The organism is Terriglobia bacterium, assembly GCA_020072565.1.
GTDB lineage: Bacteria > Acidobacteriota > UBA6911 > UBA6911 > UBA6911 > JAFNAG01.
On sequence record JAIQGI010000076.1, the window covers coordinates 1 to 19059 of the forward strand.

Below are 19059 nucleotides of genomic sequence, written 5' to 3' on the forward strand. Positions count from 1 at the left end.
GCGCCGATTACTTTGAACGCCTTCACCGAGACCGAATTCGTCGATACCATGTAAAAAGACTTGAGCATCTGGGCTACAAAGTAAAACTAACGGAAGAGGCTGCCTGAGCCTAAGAATTTTCGGAACAGAGGGCGCAGAGAATGCAGAGATAAAAGAGGGATGGGTCCGCCCTATCGGCGGCGCTCCAGCCGAATCTCAAAGAGTTTCGGCCATAGCTTGCCCGTGACGAACAGTCGATCTCTTGCGGCATCATAAGCGATGCCGTTGAGCACGGCTTCGGGATCTCTCCGATCGCTGGTCGGCAACAGGCCTTGCAGATCAATCCATCCAACCACCTGGCCGGATCGAGGCTCGATTCTGGCAATTCGATCGGTGTGCCATACATTGGCGAAGATCTCATTGCGCACAACCTCCAGCTCGTTCAGATTCTTAACGGATTCGCCCCGGTCTTTAACTGCCAGGCGCCCGATCTCCTGAAAAGTGGCTGGATCAAGAAATCGGAGAGTGGAGCTTCCGTCGCTCATGATCAGCCGCTGTCGATCATGGGCGAGGCCCCAGCCTTCTCCGGAAAACCTGAACGTGCCCCGCACCTTGAAGGTGCTGAGATCGTAGAAAAAGCCGATGTTCGACAACCAGGTGAGCTGTATCAATTGGTCGCCCCAATCGGTCAAACCTTCGGCAAAGTACTTGGGATCGACGGCGCAACGTTGAATCACTTCGCCTGATTCCAACCGCACTTTTCGCAGGGTTGATCGGCCGTTCAGACCCGTGCTTTCGAAGAGAAACCCGTCGCGATAGAGCAATCCCTGGGTATACGCTGCGGCATCATGCGGATAGGCGTGCACCACACGGTAGCCATATGTCGCTGCGTCTGCTGCCTGACCCGAAGAATTCGACGGGTTCTGAATCTGAAGAGCGGCCAGTGTTGCGATTGACAGCATGATCCCGGCGCTTCGCAGAGTGTGCGTCTCGCCGAAGCGTTTTTGCAGTTGTTTCACTCTCGACTCCATGAACGAAAGGCTTCGTCTGGCAATGCCGGCAACGGCGTGGCGAGCCTCTTGACTCCAGCGCGCCGCCATCCGAATCGCATTTCCCAGAACCTTGGGTCACTCATCAAAATCGGCCTGATGAGGTCCCTACGCTATTCAAGCACCAGCCTCAAGTCAATACGCGAAATATCGGCGCAACGCCGGCATCCGCCGTGGCGCGCTTTTTACGCCGCCGGCCGCATGCCATGGTCCGACGCCAAATTACCACTGGCCAGCTTCCTCGCGCACAGATCGTGCGGTCCAAAGAACGGCGGATTTTGCTATTGAAGGCGGCATGCCCGCACTATAATCGGGCCGATACTGATAATCCCAACCAGATCCGTTGCCCCGGAGGGTTTCATGCCCCAAGTAGGCCAGATCATCGCTCACTACACGATCCTGGAGAAACTGGGCAGCGGCGGCATGGGCGTCGTTTACAAGGCGGAAGACACCAAGCTGGGCCGCTTTGTCGCGCTTAAGTTTCTGCCTGAGGAATTGTCCAGTGATCGGCATGCGTTGGAGCGGTTTCAGCGCGAGGCGCGCTCTGCTTCCTCACTCAATCATCCTCATATCTGCACGATTTACGAAATCGGCGAGCATGAAGGTCGGCACTTTATCGCCATGGAGTATCTCGAAGGCGAGACCCTGAAGCACTACATTTCGACAAAGCCGATCGAAATCGAACAACTGCTCGAACTGGGCATCGCTATCGCAGACGGCCTTGGTGTCGCCCACTCCAAGGGAATCGTTCATCGCGACATCAAGCCCTCCAACATATTTGTGACCGACCGCGGACATGCCAAAATCCTGGATTTCGGCCTGGCGAAATTGGCTCCGGAGCATCATGCCAGGGGCAAAGCCGCCGAGGCCAGCACAGAACCGTTAGCGGTTCGGGATGACCTCCTGACCAGTCCCGGCATGGCCGTAGGCACTGTGGCTTATATGTCACCCGAGCAGGCATTGGGAAACGAGGTTGATTCCAGGACAGATATCTTCTCGCTCGGGGTGGTGCTCTATGAAATAGCGACGGAGCGACAGCCATTTGCCGGCACAACCTCGGCTGCCACCTTCGACGCCATTTTGCACAAGAGCCCCCCGGCCCTGTCGCGCATCAATCCTGAACTGCCGGATGCACTTGGAAACATCATTCACAAGGCCATAGAAAAAGAGAGAGATTTGCGGTACCAGTCGGCTGCCGACCTGTCCGCGGATCTGAAACGGCTGAAACGAGACATCACCTCGGACAAGGCGGTTGCGCGAGCGGCCGGCATCTCTGCCGCGGAAGGATCCGCATATCGAGCGCCACGGAAGGGGAGCGCGCCTGCAGAGATCCTTGATCTGCCGGCGCGCCGTCGGATGAGACCGTTGGTCCTGGGTGCCGCCGCGCTGCTGCTTTTGATCGCTGGCGCCTACGCCGTTTATCAGCTGACAGGTGCAAGGTTCGGAAGCCAGACGATTGGCTCCGTGGCTGTGCTGCCTTTTGAGTGTGTCGGGAATGATCCCGACTCGATGTACCTCAGCGATGGGCTGGCGGAGAGCCTCATCAACAGCCTTTCACAACTCAAGACCCTCCGGGTGATAGCCTACACTTCCGTGGCCCGATACAAAGGGCAGGCAATCGATCCCGTCAAAGTCGGCCGGGATTTGGGTGTCCAGGCGTTGCTTCTCGGCAAGGTTCTGCGTCGCGGAGAAGAGTTTTCGATCAGCGTGGCTCTGGTCGATGCCCGCAATAATGGCAATCTCTGGGGACAGCCTTACCGGCGGCGGAAGGCCGACCTCTTCACCTTGCAGGAAGAGATCGCCAAGGCGGTGACCACGAACCTGCGCCTGCAGTTGAATCCCGAGGATGAGAAAAGACTGGGTAAGAGACACACTGAGAATGCGGAAGCGTATAGTGCCTATCTCGAAGGCAAGTACTTCTGGAATCGACGAAACGAAGACGGATTCAAAAGGGCCGTTCAATTATTCAGCGAAGCCACCCGTTATGACCCTGGCTATGCCTTGGCTTACGCGGGATTGGCTGACACCTACTCCCTGCAGGTCCGGTACAACTACGCTACCGCGGACGAAGGTTTCCCCAAGGCAAAGGACGCTGCCCAAAAGGCCCTCAAGTATGATGATCAACTGGCGGAGGCCTACACGTCTCTTGCATTCATTGCACGCTATTACGATTGGGACTGGCAGGAAGCCGAGCGCAATTTCCAGCTTGCGCTCCAGTATAATCCGGGCTATGACACCGCCCACCACTGGTACGCTCTGCTGCTCGTAGCGCTCGGAAGAGACAACGATGCCATCGAGGAATTGGACCGTGCCCTTGAGATCGATCCGCTCTCTCTCATAATCAATACGAACAAAGGGTGGATCTACTATTTCCAGCGCCGCTCCAAGGAGGCAATCGACCAGTTCAAGAAGACCCTGGTAAAAGACCCAACGTTCAACCTGGCCCATCTCAGGCTCGGATTTGCCTATGAAAGCGAGCACAGGATGAGCGAAGCCATCCAGGAATTCCAGACTGCGGTGAACCTGTCTCAACGCAATCCGGAACATCTGGCTGCGCTCGCGCATGCTTATGGACTGGTCGGCCAGACGGAAGAAGCCCGAAAGATTCTAGCCGATCTGACCAGCGGGCGCACGCAAGGGATCGCGCAAGATTATGATATTGCGATCGTGTACCTTGGACTGGGAGATCGAAGCAAGGCATTCGAATTTTTGGAAAAAGCTTACGCTGCGCACGGGGCCATGATGGTGTGGTTGAGCGTCGATCCGCGCTGGGACCCCATACGCAGCGATCCGCGCTTTCAGGATCTGTTACACCGAATGAAGTTTCCGGCGTCATAATCCGGCAATGGCGGCAGTCGACTGCAGTCTATGGGGCTCGCGCCCGGTGGTACCGTGGTGGGGCTGGTGGTCCTGCGTAGCGGGTTTTGGCCGCCCAGCAGAGACGCTGGGTCGGCATTGCCGGCTCCCCTGGGAGAGTACGCCGGCAGGGCGTGGGCACTTGCTAGACGCGCATTCCCTTCCTGGCTTGATATCTGGATAGCTGCCTGGCCAGCGCCAGTCGGCCGCGATTGATGCGGCTCTTGACGGTGCCCTCCGGTATCCCCAGCACCTCGGCCATTTCCTGATAGCCCATCCCCTGAAGGTCGCGCAGGATGATCACTTCCTTGTTCTCAGGAGAAAGTGCGCGCAGTGCCTCCGCGATGACCTTGGAAGCCTCCGCCTGTTCTATCCTTCTATGAGGATTCGGCCTGGTTTCGTCTTCCAGATGCATGGCCTCCAGCTCGGGACTTCCGCCGAACTGCTGGAACCGCCTGGTTTGCCGGAAGCGGTCGATGACCAGGTTCCGGCTCAGCCTCAGGGCCCAGTTATTAAAGCTCCCGGTCTCATAGCGGAAGCTGCGCAGGTTCTGATAGATCCGGATAAATATTTCCTGCGTCAAGTCTTCCGCCTCGTCCCGGCGGCCGGTATAGCGGTAGCACAGGCCAAAGATACGCCCGGCATAGCGGTGCACGATCGTCTCCCAGGCATCCTCATCTCCCCGGAGGCAACGCTTCACGATCTTCTGATCAACGGGAGCGCCGGGATTATCGGTCCGTGCTTTGTTTGATATCGGGCACAGCATAGGCATACATGATTTTAAGCACTAATCGTGCCAGGAAGTCTTTCAAGACCTGGCGCCGCATGGATACGCCCTTTTCTATTCCAACGATTGAGTTTGGCGTGCCCCCGGTTCGGAGCGGCTACCTACGCCACGGGACCGGACATTTCCTCGAGTGTTCGCTTTTGAGACCAATTTTTCCCGCGAACGGACACTTACTTCACCGCACCAAGAAAGGCTCTCCCAACGAACATCGTGGTCGTGATCGGCATCGGCATCGCTATCGCAGTCGCGATCGCCATCGCAATCGGAACGCCCTGTTCCGGAGTGGCATAATCCCCATAGCCGTTCAGGCGCGAGTTCAAAATGACGGAAGGCAGGAGGCGAAAAATCTGCTCGCGCAGCTCCTTCGCCCGCCACTGTTCGGCAGAGAAATCCCAGTCGCCGTCGAACCAGATCAAATCCGGCTTGTAGCCTTCGATGTGCAACGCTTTGAGAGAGCCGGCAGGCTGCCGCTCACGACCTCACCCAGGGCATTGCGAGAAATATGCTGATTTACAGGGGCCGGATAGTGTTCAATGGGCCTATGCGAATCACAATGAAGGCAGGCGTAGTCCTGGCATTTTGGCTGGCCGGCGGCCAGGTGCAGGCTCAACACTACTTTGAAGCGCGCGGCGCCAACACGAAATATCGCTATGCCGATTGGAACTATACGTTCCACAACTCCGCGATCGTGGACCTGTTTTACGTGGGCGTGCCGGGAAGCAACGAATTCAACCTTGGTGGCGGATACGGCTTCAAGCCCGCTCAATTCCTGACGATTGCACCCATGGCTTACGCAGTCATAGCCAAGGAGGCGGGGCAGCGCGGCGTCAAGATTGCGTTGCTGATCATGTTCGACAAAGACGGATGGCGCATCAATTCCTTTTTGGGACATTTTGTTCCCATCTCAGGAGATGTCGCGCATTATCAGGTGCTCGACACCCTCGATGCCAGCAAGGTGATTCGCCGGCGGTGGGAGGTCGGGATCTCCAACGGCTTTTTCCATGCGGACGGGAAATGGAACCCTCAAGTCGGCCCGCTCCTGAAGCTGAATGACCGCCTTGGCTCCTGGAGTGTTTCCTATCGCTTCGGTCCGCAGAATGAACTGCGATTCACGCGGGTTCTGTTGTTGAAAAAGTAGTGCGAATGAAAATTGCTGTAGTCAAACTGGTCCGCTTCATGGGCTGTGCCTAGCGCACCTTGATCAGCCTGCTTCCTACCCGGTCGCTTTCCGTATCATAGATAACGACCTTGAGGATCTGGTTGGGTGCCTTGAGCGGTATCGGGATCGATACCGGAATGCCCGACTGCAGGAACCGCTGGTAATTGTCCTCCAGCAGACGCAGGTCCAGGATTTTCCACTCCTCGCCCAGGTAATTCCTCTTGCGGTCCGCATAGAAAATGGCGATGCGCAGCTTGCCTGTGTGACGGTCGTTTACGTTCCTGAAGCCGAGTCTGGTCGCGTCGATTTGAAGGTCCACCTTGATCTGCGGTTGGCCCGCAGCGGTCACCGAGCTTGCTGTGGCAATCCTGAAGGGAAGATCGCCGATGTCCGCCTCATAGCCGCCGGCTGAAGTGATACGGCTGTAAGCAAGGAACTCCTGCTGATCGGAAGGCCGGAACGCGTCGCGGGCGAAATATCCGTGCCTGAAAGAGACCTTCAACCCAGGCCGGTTCACCCTGACGCTGATTTGACGATAAGCGCCATTCCAATCCTCATCCTTGGGATAATAACCGAGCAGATACGCGACGCGCGTGATCGCATTGACACGCTGCAGTGCGGGGCCGAGGCTGCCGTAGATCGAGGAACGGCCGCCTGTGAGTTGAGAGATGGTGCCCAGGCTGGCGAGTGCATTGGCGCGTCCCGGATCAGAAAGAGGATTGTTCATCAGGTTCACCGGCCCTTTGCTTATGCCCATATCAAGGCGAATGCCGCCGGTCTGGAAGGTGTCGATCGCAACACGGGCATTGTTTGCGACTGCTGCAATGGTGTCATCGTTGTCCACGTTGCCGAAAGGGAAGAACAATCCTTCTTCGGTGAAAAACAGGAGATGCTTTTCGCCTTCCAGATAGCGCAGGTATTCGATGCAGGTGAAGATGTTCTTCATGTCCTGGGTGGAACCGGTGTTCAGTTCGGCCCATTCATTTAACGGGATCAGACCGGTGACCATGTCCATGGCCGCGAGCTCGTTGAGATTTGCCGCGATCGATTTCCCCGGATCCGCGACCGTATCCGCCATCTGCTGGACCAGCTGGTGCGTCAGTATCTGAGCAGCCTTGGCACGATCTCTCTTTGCCTGGGACGTGTCCGAAGCATCCGCCGGCACCTGGCGGCTCTCGAGTCCATCGGAGTTGGCAAAGATGCCGTTGATGTAATTCTGCAGAGACTTCGGAATTTCCCTGCTCCCGTAGATGACCGCTAGCCCGCTCGCACGCGACTCCAGCTGCGCCTCGATGTTTTCGTACGTGCCTTGGTAACGTTCAAGCACGCGGGCGATGCGTTCGTGATTGGTGGTGAAATCGGTCGCACGATTGTATGCGAACACAGCCACGCGATCCCGCGGCAGCAAGTCTGCGCGAACCCAGCGGATCAGGTTTTCCAGGTTTTTGAAGCGATGGTGCCGGCCGCGCCCCATCAGGATGAGAAAGGTGCGGGCTGTTTGCGGCGTGATCCCGGTAGGAGAAACCTGTTGCGGGGTGGCGGTCGGCGCCGGCTCTGGTGCGGCGTTCGTAAAGGTCTGCACCGAGAAGTGGCGGATCTCCTGCTCGCGCCCATTTTCGAAGATGCGGAACTCTTCCTTCTTCAGATCGGCCACCGGGCGATCGAGCCGGTCGGTGACGATCACATCTACCGGAACCAGGCGCACGCGGACCTGGATGGTTCCGGCCTGAGGGGGTCGCTGCTCCTGGGCCCGGGTCTGGACCTGCGCGGCCGGCGCATGGGAACCGCGAGCGGACAATCCCATGGTGAGAAGGAGAGCGGAGCCGACAACCGTGATCGGGATTGGTATCAATCGGCGCATGTATCCATGTCTCTGCACTGCGGTTTTACCGGCTTATGGCTGTCTGTTTTCCGCCTCATCCTATCACAGGCAACTGTTTCCGCAACCGCTTCTCCAAGATGTCGAGCTCAGAGATCTCAGGATAGTCGGCAGCCAGATGCGACAATCGGATCAACACCTCTCAACACCACCTCTAACAGCCAAAGACTCTGAGAAACACGATCCTGCGGGGACCGGGCTCTCAGCTTCGTTTCGAGACAATTCCAGGCCTGAATCCATGTCAATTCCAGTCAATGGCATCGATCGCGACCTGCATTTCTATCGCCGCCGGGCCGGAGTATCAAGCGAAAAGGGAACATTCCGTTTATCCGCGGCCAAAGCGCGGATCCCTGCGGGGCGGCAAAACCTCCCGCGTGCCGGCAAGATCAATACTGTCGTTGTCCGTTTGCGTTTTTCGGCGTCCAGAGATTATACAGGGGGGCGGACCGCCGCGCGGCCACGACACTCGAAGTCCTCAGGTAGCTCTCCGCCCAGCCGGAATAAGCGGCCAATTCCCTGGATTTTTGAAACGCGGAGATCGCTTTGTCCATCAGATTTTTCTGGTAATAAGACATCCCGGCATGGAAGTAGGCCAGTCCCATGGCCGGGTCCAGTTCCACAGTCCTCTCGTCTGCCAGCAACTCGATTTTCAAGTTGTCCACGATGGCCGTCGAGATCTCGTCCTGGATGGCAAAAATGTCCTCCATTTCGCGGTCAAATTTCTCCGACCAGAGGTGATAGCCATCTTCGATGCTGATCAGCTGGGCTGTGACGCGCAGTTTCGTTCCAGCCTTGCGAATGCTCCCCTCGAGAACTGAGTCGACGCTCAGCGTCTTGCCGATTTCTCGAACATCGATGTTCTTCCCCTTGAAGGCGAACGCGGAGGTCCGCGCCACAACGCGCAAATCCCTGATGTGCGTCAGGGCATTAATCAGCTCCTCTGCTATGCCGTCGCAGAAATATTCCTGGTCCTTTTGAGGACTCATATCCACGAAGGGGAGAACCGCAATGGACGGATGGCGAGCCTTGAGAGTAGCTTTCGCCTGAGAGCCAGGCGCATCCTGCCGACTGACAGATCGCAACGCCCCAATCAGGCCGGCAGCATCCTGGTACCGGTTTCGAGGATCCTTCTGGAGGCATTTGTGGAGGATCATCTCGATCTCGGCAGTCTCCGACGGCCGGAAAGAAAAGCTGTCAACGAGGCAATTTCAGCAGGTACGCCTCATTCATTTACTGAAGCTGGGGCACCGGAAAACTCCTAAGCAATTTCCAGACGAGAATCATGCTTCCATCGGTGTCGAACCGGGTTACTCGAAAAGCCACCAGCAAGTCCGATCTCCCGTAACAGACCGAACGCAGTACGTAGGTATTCTGAGCCGCATTCATGCGATCGATGTAGCGGTACGATCCTATTGAAAATCCAGCTCCGGCGCGCTGTTGTTGGACTCGCGCATCCGATAGATTCGTTGGTGCAGCGAACGAGGCAAGGTATTGCACTGCCGGATCGTCCAGCGTGACTCCGTCAATCGACATATTTCCAAGGCTGGCCAAAAACCCGAAATCCGCGCCCGCGAAGCCGACGCTCAGATAGCCCTGTTCAAGCCCGATATCCGATCCATAGCCGTACTCATGAGTCAGTCGAGCGAATGAATAGTACGCTCCGCCACCTCGGATCGTCAGATGGCCATCATAGGTTTCCCTGGGAAGCAGTCGAATCAATCCAGTCTGAGGCTGGCTGAGAAAGCCGGCGAATGATGCCAGGTCCTCCGCTGAGGGAGGGAGGAGCTGATCCCCCAGGTTCAGCGATTGCTGAAGGAGCGAGTTGTACTGATTCAGAAGGCTGCCGCGATCATCCGCAGGCTCGCTGCGCCCGGGTAAAACCGGCGCGATAGCAAAGTTCTGGCCCTCAAATGCCAGCGTTGTCACATAGAACGGCGACGATCCGGACAGCTCGATCGATCCGTCCAGAGAGGCCACCTTCTCAAAACCGGGGATCTGATTGACATACAGTGCCACCTGTCTGTGCGCCTCCATTGGGAATGTCGAAGGCGGCCCCGCAGGATTGCCGTCTTTATCCAGCAGCCGGAAGATGATTGTGTTTGAGAAGTCGGGATTCAACAGCGCAATTGCGGTGCTCCGGGCGTCGGGGACGAGTAGTGTGGCCATCCCAATCGGAAATGAGGGAAGAACTGCGGCCCGGCTCGCAAGCCCATTGCTCCCGGCAAGTTTAATGGTCTCGGTCACCCCGACGGGGGGGCTCGACGTGATCTTGACATATCCAGTCTTCACCGTACTGCCTGCTCCAAGGGTTCGGAGGGAAGTCGAGCCGTAGCCGTTGAGGGAAAGGTGAAATGTATCGCTTGTTCCTTGGTCGGTTGTCAGAGTAAGTCGATACCCGTCTTTGTCAAGAATCTCTACGTCCACCGAGGTCGGCCCCAAGCCATAACCGGTGAAATACCACGTGGTGCTGTAGCCGCCGCCGTCGGCAAGCTGCGGGAAGTACTGTACCTGCTGCTCGCTTGCCAAAGCAGGAGATGGAACGTAAAGAAGCAAGGCCCCCAAAAGCGGCACTGTTCCCGAGAGTTTCATTTTTGACCTCCAGAGGTACCGATGGTAATAACGACGATACATCCATCAAACCGGGTGTAGCAATCTATTCAAGTCTCTCACCGGCGAGTGGCAGCATTTCGTGGCGATCGATTTTGACCAGATCGCGGCCGGACGCCTAAGCTCTTGCGAAGTCGATGAAGCCTCTTTCGGCGTCGGTAGCGACCAGCCTGACCCGCACCTCTTTCCCAACCTTCAGCCCTTCGAACCCACTCACCAGTCGTCCCTCGACCGGCGGCTTTAAGACCCGCACCCATGTCCCCTTTTCGGCGGTGGCGGTGACCAGGGCATGGAAATGCTGGCCGATCCGCGAATGAAGAAGGAGCGCAGCCGCGGACTTTCGAACCTGCCGCTCAATCTTGTTGGCGTCGCTTTCCTTCTGCGTGCAGTGCGATGCCAGGGCTTGCAGCCTGCCATCGTCATACGGGACCGGGTGTCCGGCCATTGCAGCCTTTAGCAGCCGCTGAATGACAAGATCCGGAAAGCGCCGATTTGGAGCCGTCGAATGCGTGTAATCCTTCACCGCCAGTCCGAAGTGGCCGATTGGAGGGTCGCCGGGATGCCCCACGACGTACTCTCCTTTGCCCAAGAGCTTGACGATGACCAGCGAGAGGTCGGGGAAGCGGAGAGGATCGGCCTGTGCGCGTTTTGCGAGGAAAGCCTGCAGTGCTTTCGAGTCAGGTTCCGCGGGGAGGGTCTCCCCCAACTCCGAGGCAACTTCAACGATCCGTGGCCAGTTCTCAGGCGAGCGCACGGCGCGCCGGAAGGACGGAAAAACTCTCTGTTCAAGGTAACGGGCCGCCGTTCCGTTGGCTGCGACCATGAGGTCTTCGATCAGCTGCCTGGCCCGGTTGAGCTTATCGAGCTTGAGATCCACAACCATGTCGGCATCGAAGACGGCCTGCGGCTCAAGCGTCTCCAGCAGGATCGCGCCCCTCTCATGTCGCAGCTGCTGCATCCTCTGGGCAACCGCATCCTGAGTGCGGATTTGGTCTTCCATGCCCCGAACGCGGCTGACTGGTTCGGGAGCGGGAGCGTTGCCCTCGAGCCAGGCCGCCACACTGTCATACGCGAGCTTGGCCCGGTTGCGCACCATTGCCCGGTAAACGTCGGATGCATTGATCGAACCATCCGGGGCAACGATGAACTCCACCACTATCGCCAGGCGGTCTTGCTGGTCGGCGAGGGAGGTGAGATTGGTTGAGAGCTTTTCCGGGAGCATCGGGAATATCTCTGCGGGGGTGTAGACAGACGTGGTGTTTTGTTCTGCGTGCTGGTCGATAAGAGATCCTTCTTTGACCGTGGCGTCGACGTCTGCGATCGCGACAAGAATTTTGACTGCCCCTCCCGGGAGTTTTTCGCAGACAGAGAGCTGATCCAGATCCAGCGAGCTGTCGTTGTCAATCGAAGCCCAGAGAAGGTCGCGCAGATCTCGAACGGCACCGCCGTCCTGCTCTATCGGTCCGGTGATGCGGTCAAGTTCAGCCAGCGCCGCGGGGGAGAAATCGGGCTGAAGCCCTCGGTCGATCATTGCTTGGTGGGCAATTCTTCGAAGTTCTGCTCGATGGCGCGGTCTGCTCATTTTTTGCCTGTCCTCCTGATGCTTCCCATAATATATCGCAGAGTGGCATCAAATAGGGTAGTGTCCCCGTTCGGAATTGGAAAAGCGGAACATCGCGGTTTGCCCGGGGTTATCCGGTAGCGGATATTTCACAGAAATTGCGATCATCCCGATGAGCCGGGCATATACTGGCCCTCACGAGGGAGAATCATGAGCGATCCGAATGAGACCCAGGGACTTCTCGAGCGAGCCCGGGGCGGCGACCAGGCGGCATTTGAGGAACTCTTTCAACGACACCGGGCGCGGTTGCGGAGGGCCATCGCCATGAGGATGGACCGGCGTGTGGCTGCCCGGGTGGACGCCTCGGACATCTTGCAGGACACGTATCTGGAGGCCATCAGGCGTCTGCCGAAATACATCCGGCAGGAGGGAATGCCCTTCTATCTATGGCTTCACTGGATTGCGCGGGAAAAGGTGCTGGCGCTGCATCGCCGCCACCTCGGAGCCGAAAAGCGCAGGGTCACTCATGAAGTCGCCCGCTTGCCGGTGGACAGCTCGGCGGAGTTCGTGAGCGGCATTGCGGATCGCTCTCCGTCACCGAGCCAGGAACTTGCCAGGGTTGAGCTTGCCGAGCGGTTGCGCGTGGCCCTGGGCCAGCTCGACGACGAGGAACGCGACCTGATCCTTTGGCGTCATTTTGAGCAGCTCAGCGCGCGCGACATGGCCCAACTGCTGCAGATAACGGAGGCTGCCGCAAGCAAGCGGTACCTGAGGGCCGTGGAACGATTGCGGAACATCCTGATCGACCTGGGCGTCTCCCGTCCCGGGTAGTGTACCCCGCGGCGGTCAGAGCGCTCTCTGCTGAATCCGGCCGGGGAGAAATCGAGAATTGGGAAGCGGCTCTATTTCCCAATCACAGCTGTGACTTCGTTGGAGCGAATCCATTTGGGATCGTCGCCGCTGCCCACTTGAATATCCAGCCGTATTATGTAGGTCCCGGGACCGACCACCGAATCAAAATCTCTTGCCGGCCAAAACGAGCTGACGCTTTTATCCCAACCGTGCCTGGTCAAATCCATCGTGGCACGTATGGATGTACCCTTCTCCATAACAAGCTGAGACGGAGAAGCCAGGATCAATCCGGACTTTCCGGCAGGATTCTTGTCTGTAAGATTGACGGGGCACCAATAACTCCCAAATGTCAGAGTCGATTCCGGCGATGTTTTCGAAGAATTCCTGAGATCAAATGCGGAGATCGTTTTCAAGTCGACCCTGGTTCCCGAAATATTTTCGACAATCACAGAGACAATGAACGGACTCCCCCTCGATGCGGGCATCTTTTCGACCGAGATCGAAGACCTGAGACCGAATGCGGGCCGTCCCCAGGATCTGATTGAACCCTGGATGAGTTTCTCGCCTCCTCCGTGAAGGCCCAGGGTTCCGGGAATGAACGTCAAAAAAGCCATCACGACATGGATTTTCATAACGTCTCCCTACCACATCGGTGGGTCGCAGCCGCCGGACGCGATCCGCAGTTTCGTGATCGATAAATCGTTGTTTGAGTCATACGGCGTTAACTGGATTTCCCTGGACATCAGGGCGCCGTCCAGCGGCCGGCGTTCACTTTGAAGCTCCGCACTCTGAATTTTTCGCATTTTCCCGGCAGCATTTTTTATTTTTTCTTTGGCTTCTCCTGTGCCGGGGGCGGGAGCTGCTTGATCTCCACGACACCGGACTTTTCGAGGTTTCGGATCGCTGTGGCTACCGCTTCCAGTTCCACATCCGGCGCATCCGGCGCCAGGAGGTAGGAGAACTTCGTTTCGGCGTTGCCGGTGACCAGGTTGCCGCACTCGGCCCGCACCAGGTTGTAGATGTCGAGGATACTGCGCGTGCCGTCGATGGCGATGTTGATCTCACTCGACGAGAGCCCCGGCAGCCCTGGCGTGCGCCCGCGCCCGCCACCGCCGCGGCCGGCGGGCTGCTGTCCCGGAGCCTGGCCGCGGGCCTGTTCCTCTGCCGCCCCTGCGGCACCGGCGCCTGCACCCTCTCCGCGCCCGCCTCCGGCGCCCTGTCCCCTGCCGCCGCCCTGGCTCCGCCGTTGCGCTTCTGCCGAATAAATCTTGAACAGACGCCGCGGCACCAATAGCGAATACTCGCGTTCCTTGTCCGTCAGCGTGAGCGTGGCCGGGGTCGCTCCGAGTGCGGCGCAGCGATCCCGGTAGGTGGCCTCGACGATCTTCGAGTTTGCATTGCGCGCCGATTCCAGGGTGGCGATGAGCGGTTTGAGGCTCGCGACCAGGCCCGGATCTTTCGATAAGGTGAGCACCGATTCGACGCCCCCCTTTGCGCGGTTGAATGCGCCGGTGACTTTGGTCTGGGCGGCCTTGCACTGGTCGTAGAGCTTGGCAGGATCGTCGCCCAACAACCGGACCGATTGGCGGGTCACTTCCGCGATCCACTTCTGCCCATTGGTCGCGGCTTCCCATGCGAGCGCCCGCGCCTCCGGAGCCGCTGCCGTCGCCAGGTAGTAGAAGGCCGCAGCAGCCATGAAGCTGGGGCGCTTCAACTCGGTCGGGTCAACATAAATGATGCGGTCATGGCTGCTGTGGTAGAAGTTGTCCGGCCAGTGGTTGAACTGCATGGCAGGGATGCCACCGTTGTTGAAGACCGAGTGATCGCTCCCCGACGTGATCGCGGCAACGGGACACAAGCGGTAGTTGAACTGGCCGTTGTCCCCCTGCTGGGTCCGGATCTCGGTCTGATCCACGAACTGCAGCAGGTTGGCCATCAAGTCGTTGAGGTAGCTCGGCAGCGAGTCCGGCGTCATCTTCATGCGGAGGTAGCCGTCGGTCAGCTTCAGGTTGGCGCCGGTCATGTCGAAGTTGAGCGCCGCGATCAGCTTGTCCTGCAGATCGGGGCGCTTGTTCATAAAAGCGGTCGAGCCGGAAATCTCGGGTCCCCACACGAACCGGATGGTGCGCTTCGGGCGCGGCAGGTCGCCGTCCCTGATCAACCGGGCGAGTGTGCGGCCCACCTCGAGGATGGTCGCGACGCCGGTGCAGTTGTCGTTCGCGCCGGGGGTCGCGATGGTCTCGTACGCGTGGGCGACGGTGATCAACTCGCCGGCACTCGGGTCGGTTCCGGGGATGGATGCCGAGATGACATTCATCCGGCTGGGGTACGTCTTGGTGCGCACGTGGGCTTTCAACACAACTTTCTGCCCGCGGTCCAGGTAGTCGCGCAATTCGTAAAACTGGCGGAGCGAAAGGACAAACCCGAAGCCTCCGGTCTCTGCACGCGCCGACACGCTCGACCAGCCCAGCTGATCCAGCGTGTAGCCTGCCGAATTCGCGCTCACACCTGCACTCCCTGTGCCGAGGGCGCCCACGGCGCCGCGCTGCACGCCGCTCGTGAAGGCCTGGCCGACGCTGCCGCTTCCCAGGACGATTTTCCCCTTGACGTCCTTCCCCTGATAATCGGTCTCGCGTCCCTGGCCCACATATACGAGCTCGGCCTCCACGTCTGCGTTCATACTCCCCTGCGCCAGCGCGGTCGGGACCATGTTCAGGCTGGCAAGCTTCTTCTTCGTGGGCGCCACGAGCCAGAGATCGGCTTCTTCAGCATCCCACTGGTCGCGGGTCGGAAAGAACTCCACCTGCACGTCGGAAAGGCCGTACTGCCTCGCCATCTTCTCGATGTAGGCCGATTCGAAATATTGGTTCGTGTACTCCTCCGCCTGCCGGTTGCGGTTGACGGCCAGGATCTGCACGTGCTGATATGCTTCCTCGCCGGATGTTTCGTTGAGGACCGCATCGCGGATCTTTGCGGGGACCAGACAGCGGTCGACCGGTCCCTGGGCCAAGCCGATGCTGCCGCAGAGCGCCGCAGTCATGACGAAAAGCAGACACGTTGCCAATCGTCGAGTGAGTGTAGTACCGATGTATCTCATTGGATTTCCTTCCGGTCGCAGAGGTTCGGACTGAAAATGAGGAGACAGGGTCGAATCATAGGCAGCGGCTTTAGAGCAGCCGCGCTGAAGATAACATGATACGACGGGGGGAGTAGAGCGAAATCTCCCCGTCAACAACTCCCAGGAGCCCGTCCGGGATTCAAGCAGGATGAAGAATTGAGCGCTGAAGGTGCGACACAGATAACGATTTGCGTATGAGGTTCACGTCATGCAGCCGCACTCCGAGGCGCCTTCGGCGCGAAAAATCGGACCGATAATGGTTCGCACCTGTGTCCGGAAACTCGGCGATTTTCCGGATTTTTGGGGGCATGTCAGGAATTCTGAAGGTAGCGCCTATGCGTGTCCGGCCCACGTTGCCCATCCATGTTAGAATCGGGCAGACCGCGTCTCGCAGGGTGGGGTGCATTTCGAGCGCAATAAGGCATGTCACGAGTTTGGAAAGCGATTTGAAGCAATTGCAGGAATCCAGTATCGGCGCCCGCAGGGATCAGAAGGACGGATCGGGCAGGCTTGATCTGATCTGCGCCTGCCTCGTGGGTTTCGCGTTTTCCGCCAATTACACCAACCATGCGCCCCTGATTCCTTCACTCACGGAAACCTTCGGATTCAGCCTGGCTCTGGCGGGATTCCTGACCACGGGCATTTTCCTCACGCATGCCGCCATGCAGATCCCCGGCGGTCATCTGGCAGACCGCCTGGGAGCGCGGCGGGTCATCACGATCGCCCTGGCGCAAGTGTGCATCGGAAATTTCGCCATTGCCTTTGCCTCGGCCTATTGGCAGCTGCTGTGCTGGAAGATCTTTGTCGGGCTGGGGACAGGAACGTGTTTCGTGGCGGGCGCCCGCTACATCGCAGCGGCGTATCCGGGCCGCAGGTCGCACCTGGCCCAGGGGTACTACGGCGGGTCGATCCTGCTGGGCTCGGGCTTTGTGATTTTTGCCGTCCCGCGCTTTGCTGCCGCTTTCGGTTGGCGCGGGGGATTTCTGGCCACGGCGGTCGTGGCTGCGGCCGCCTGGGCTGTGTGGGCGCTGGCATCGCCGGCATCCCCGCAACAACGGCACGCACCAGGCAGCTTTGGAGGCATGATCGCCAATCTCCAGCTGTGGCGGCTGGGTTTTGCGCAGATGGCCTCCTTCGGACTCGTGATCGTCGTCAGCTCCTGGATCACGACGTTCCTGCGCCGTAGTTTGCAGCTCGACGCGGTGCCGGCCGGCTTGCTGGGTTCGGTCGCGTTGCTGCTGGGAATTGTGATGAGACCGCTGGGGGGAGCGCTCGTGCGCCGGATCGGGGTGTGCCCGCTGCTCCATCTCAGCCTCATTCTCTCCGCCGGCGGATGCTTCATGCTGGCCCTTGCGGCCGGCTCCCTTACGTGGACCGCGCTGGCCATCGCACTGGTCGGGACAGGGTGCGGGCTCCCCTATGCGGCTCTTTTCACGCGCGCCGCCGAGCTTTTCCCCGGCCGGGCGGGTGCGGCGATGGGCCTGGTGAACATGCTGGGGATCATCATGATCCTGGCAGCGCCCCCCATGATCGGCAAGCTGGTTGAATGGAGCGGGAGTTTTCAATCCAGCTTCCTCGCCCTGGGCGGCTTTTCCCTGCTGGCGTTGGCAGGCACCTTTGGGATTCACAAATCATGAATCTGGCGGATCTGTTCGATCTATCATTTCAAGGGCGCCGCCAGGAGGCGGCCCTCGAGTTTCGCGGGCAGTGCTACTCGTTCGGCGACATCGACGCGCGGAGCAACCGTATGGCACAACTCCTCGCCGGCCGTGGCCTGCATGCCGGCGACCGCTTGTGTGTCTATCTCGCCAACTGCGTGGAGATGATCGACCTCTTCGTGAGCTGCATCAAGCTCGGGGTGGTCTTCGTTCCGATCAACATATTATATAAACAGCGTGAGATCGCACATATCCTCAGCGATGCCGGACCGGTTGCAGCGGTAACGGCGGCGGAGGGATTTCCCGCCGGAGTGCAGGTCTGGCACCCGACGGAACTGGCCGCAGAAGCCGCCATCCTGAGCTCCGAAAGGCCGGCAGCGACGCTCGACGGAGACACCCCGGCGGCTCTGGTCTATACGTCGGGAACCACCGGCACTTCCAAGGGAGCGATTCTCACGCACAACAACTTCGCCGCCAACGCTCTGAACCTCATCACCTGCTGGCAGATTTCTCCGGCGGACCGCTTCCTGCTCCCGCTCCCGTTGTTCCATGTTCACGGGCTGGGTAACGGGCTCCATACCTGGCTCGTCAGCGGGTGCCGCATGCGGCTCCTGGAGCGCTTCGAGCACCAGTCCGCCACGACTGAGTTCCTTGATTTCCGCCCCACGCTGTTTTTCGGGGTTCCGACCATCTATGTGCGGCTGCTCGATACCGCGAGCGAGCAGGCAGGGGAGATCGGCGGCTTTATGCGGCTGTTTGTTTCGGGTTCAGCCCCGCTGCCCGCCCAGGTGCTTGAAGATTTTCACCGTCTCTTCGGGCACGTCATCCTGGAACGCTACGGCATGACGGAAACGCTCATGAACATCAGCAACCCTTACGCAGGCGAACGGCGCGCCGGGACCGTTGGCCTGCCGCTGCCGGGAGTTTCGGTTCGCCTGCTCGATCCGCAAGGCCGGCCCGTGCCCGACGGGGAGACCGGTGAAATCTTCCTCCGTGGCCCGAACGTTTTTGCAGGATATTGGAGACGGGAAGACGCAACCCGCGCGGCGTTCGTCGACGGGTACTTCCGGACCGGAGACCTAGGCGCGCGGTCGCGGGACGGGTATTACACCCTGCAGGGTCGCCGCAGCGACCTGATCATTTCGGGAGGCTTCAACATTTATCCGCGCGAGGTGGAGGAATTCCTGGAAGAGCAGCCGTCGGTTGCCGAGGCGGCGGTAGTCGGCAGATCCGATGAGCTCCGAGGAGAGGTGCCGGTCGCATACATCGTGCCCCGGGGCAATGCGGACGCGGCATCCCTGGAGGCCGTATGCCGCGCATCCCTGGCCTCCTTCAAAGTCCCGCGCGCTTTCATCTTCGTGGACAAGCTGCCCCGCACCGCCCTGGGCAAAATACAAAAGCACCTTCTAAAATAGGGGACGCCACCCACTAGTGTCCCATTAGAAGTTGAATAGCTGCAATTGGTTACCGGAATCGTCGTTGGACGGCTCGCGCGCTGATTCCGTAAGTATTTGATAAATCGAAGTTTTCTCAAAACAGGTGACGCTCAAAATC

At 58.9% G+C, this 19059-nt stretch carries 14 protein-coding genes; 5 read left to right on the plus strand and 9 right to left on the minus strand.

The window, feature by feature from the left end; all coding sequences use genetic code 11:
* Positions 1-170: 170 nt before the first annotated feature.
* Entirely contained in the window at positions 171-941 is a 771-nt protein-coding gene (locus tag LAP85_27190; GenBank protein ID MBZ5500097.1) for a glutaminyl-peptide cyclotransferase, read from the minus strand.
* Between the two features lie 447 nt (positions 942-1388).
* Between LAP85_27190 and LAP85_27195 the strand changes: the two genes are divergently transcribed.
* Positions 1389-3866 (plus strand): protein kinase, encoded by a 2478-nt coding sequence (locus LAP85_27195; GenBank protein ID MBZ5500098.1) that lies wholly within the window; start codon positions 1389-1391, stop codon positions 3864-3866.
* A 163-nt stretch (positions 3867-4029) separates the two neighbouring features.
* On the opposite strand, the gene LAP85_27200 is transcribed toward LAP85_27195, so the two are convergent.
* Together LAP85_27200 and LAP85_27205 are read right to left on the minus strand one after the other, a co-directional pair.
* Positions 4030-4584, minus strand: coding sequence for a sigma-70 family RNA polymerase sigma factor (locus LAP85_27200; GenBank protein MBZ5500099.1), 555 nt, complete (start codon positions 4582-4584; stop codon positions 4030-4032).
* A 257-nt stretch (positions 4585-4841) separates the two neighbouring features.
* A complete protein-coding gene (locus LAP85_27205) occupies positions 4842-5114 on the minus strand; it encodes an alpha-L-fucosidase (GenBank protein ID MBZ5500100.1) in 273 nt (90 codons plus the stop codon).
* A gap of 98 nt (positions 5115-5212) precedes the next feature.
* Here LAP85_27205 and LAP85_27210 point away from each other — a divergent pair, with 98 nt between their 5' ends.
* On the plus strand, positions 5213-5809 hold the full coding sequence (locus LAP85_27210) for a hypothetical protein (protein ID MBZ5500101.1): 597 nt from the start codon (positions 5213-5215) through the stop codon (positions 5807-5809).
* A 49-nt stretch (positions 5810-5858) separates the two neighbouring features.
* Here LAP85_27210 and LAP85_27215 read toward each other — a convergent pair whose 3' ends face one another.
* The 4 genes from LAP85_27215 to LAP85_27230 form a co-directional block, all read right to left on the minus strand.
* Positions 5859-7691, minus strand: a complete 1833-nt coding sequence (locus tag LAP85_27215; protein ID MBZ5500102.1) for a VWA domain-containing protein — start codon at positions 7689-7691, stop codon at positions 5859-5861.
* A gap of 404 nt (positions 7692-8095) precedes the next feature.
* Complete coding sequence (locus LAP85_27220) at positions 8096-8863, minus strand: hypothetical protein (protein ID MBZ5500103.1); 768 nt, start codon at positions 8861-8863, stop codon at positions 8096-8098.
* 76 nt (positions 8864-8939) lie between these two features.
* Positions 8940-10298, minus strand: coding sequence for a hypothetical protein (locus LAP85_27225; GenBank protein ID MBZ5500104.1), 1359 nt, complete (start codon positions 10296-10298; stop codon positions 8940-8942).
* Positions 10299-10434: 136 nt separating this feature from the next.
* Positions 10435-11898: an RNB domain-containing ribonuclease gene (locus LAP85_27230; protein MBZ5500105.1), complete on the minus strand. Its 1464-nt coding sequence runs from the start codon at positions 11896-11898 to the stop codon at positions 10435-10437.
* 189 nt (positions 11899-12087) lie between these two features.
* Between LAP85_27230 and LAP85_27235 the strand changes: the two genes are divergently transcribed.
* Entirely contained in the window at positions 12088-12708 is a 621-nt protein-coding gene (locus LAP85_27235) for a sigma-70 family RNA polymerase sigma factor (GenBank protein MBZ5500106.1), read from the plus strand.
* A gap of 71 nt (positions 12709-12779) precedes the next feature.
* Here LAP85_27235 and LAP85_27240 read toward each other — a convergent pair whose 3' ends face one another.
* Positions 12780-13361, minus strand: coding sequence for a hypothetical protein (locus tag LAP85_27240; protein MBZ5500107.1), 582 nt, complete (start codon positions 13359-13361; stop codon positions 12780-12782).
* 188 nt (positions 13362-13549) lie between these two features.
* Positions 13550-15826, minus strand: a complete 2277-nt coding sequence (locus LAP85_27245) for a M28 family peptidase (protein ID MBZ5500108.1) — start codon at positions 15824-15826, stop codon at positions 13550-13552.
* Positions 15827-16293: 467 nt separating this feature from the next.
* Between LAP85_27245 and LAP85_27250 the strand changes: the two genes are divergently transcribed.
* Together LAP85_27250 and LAP85_27255 are read left to right on the plus strand one after the other, a co-directional pair.
* Positions 16294-17484, plus strand: a complete 1191-nt coding sequence (locus LAP85_27250) for an MFS transporter (GenBank protein ID MBZ5500109.1) — start codon at positions 16294-16296, stop codon at positions 17482-17484.
* A complete protein-coding gene (locus LAP85_27255; protein ID MBZ5500110.1) occupies positions 17481-18920 on the plus strand; it encodes an AMP-binding protein in 1440 nt (479 codons plus the stop codon). The genes LAP85_27250 and LAP85_27255 overlap by 4 nt, the downstream gene beginning before the upstream one ends.
* Positions 18921-19059 lie beyond the last annotated feature (139 nt).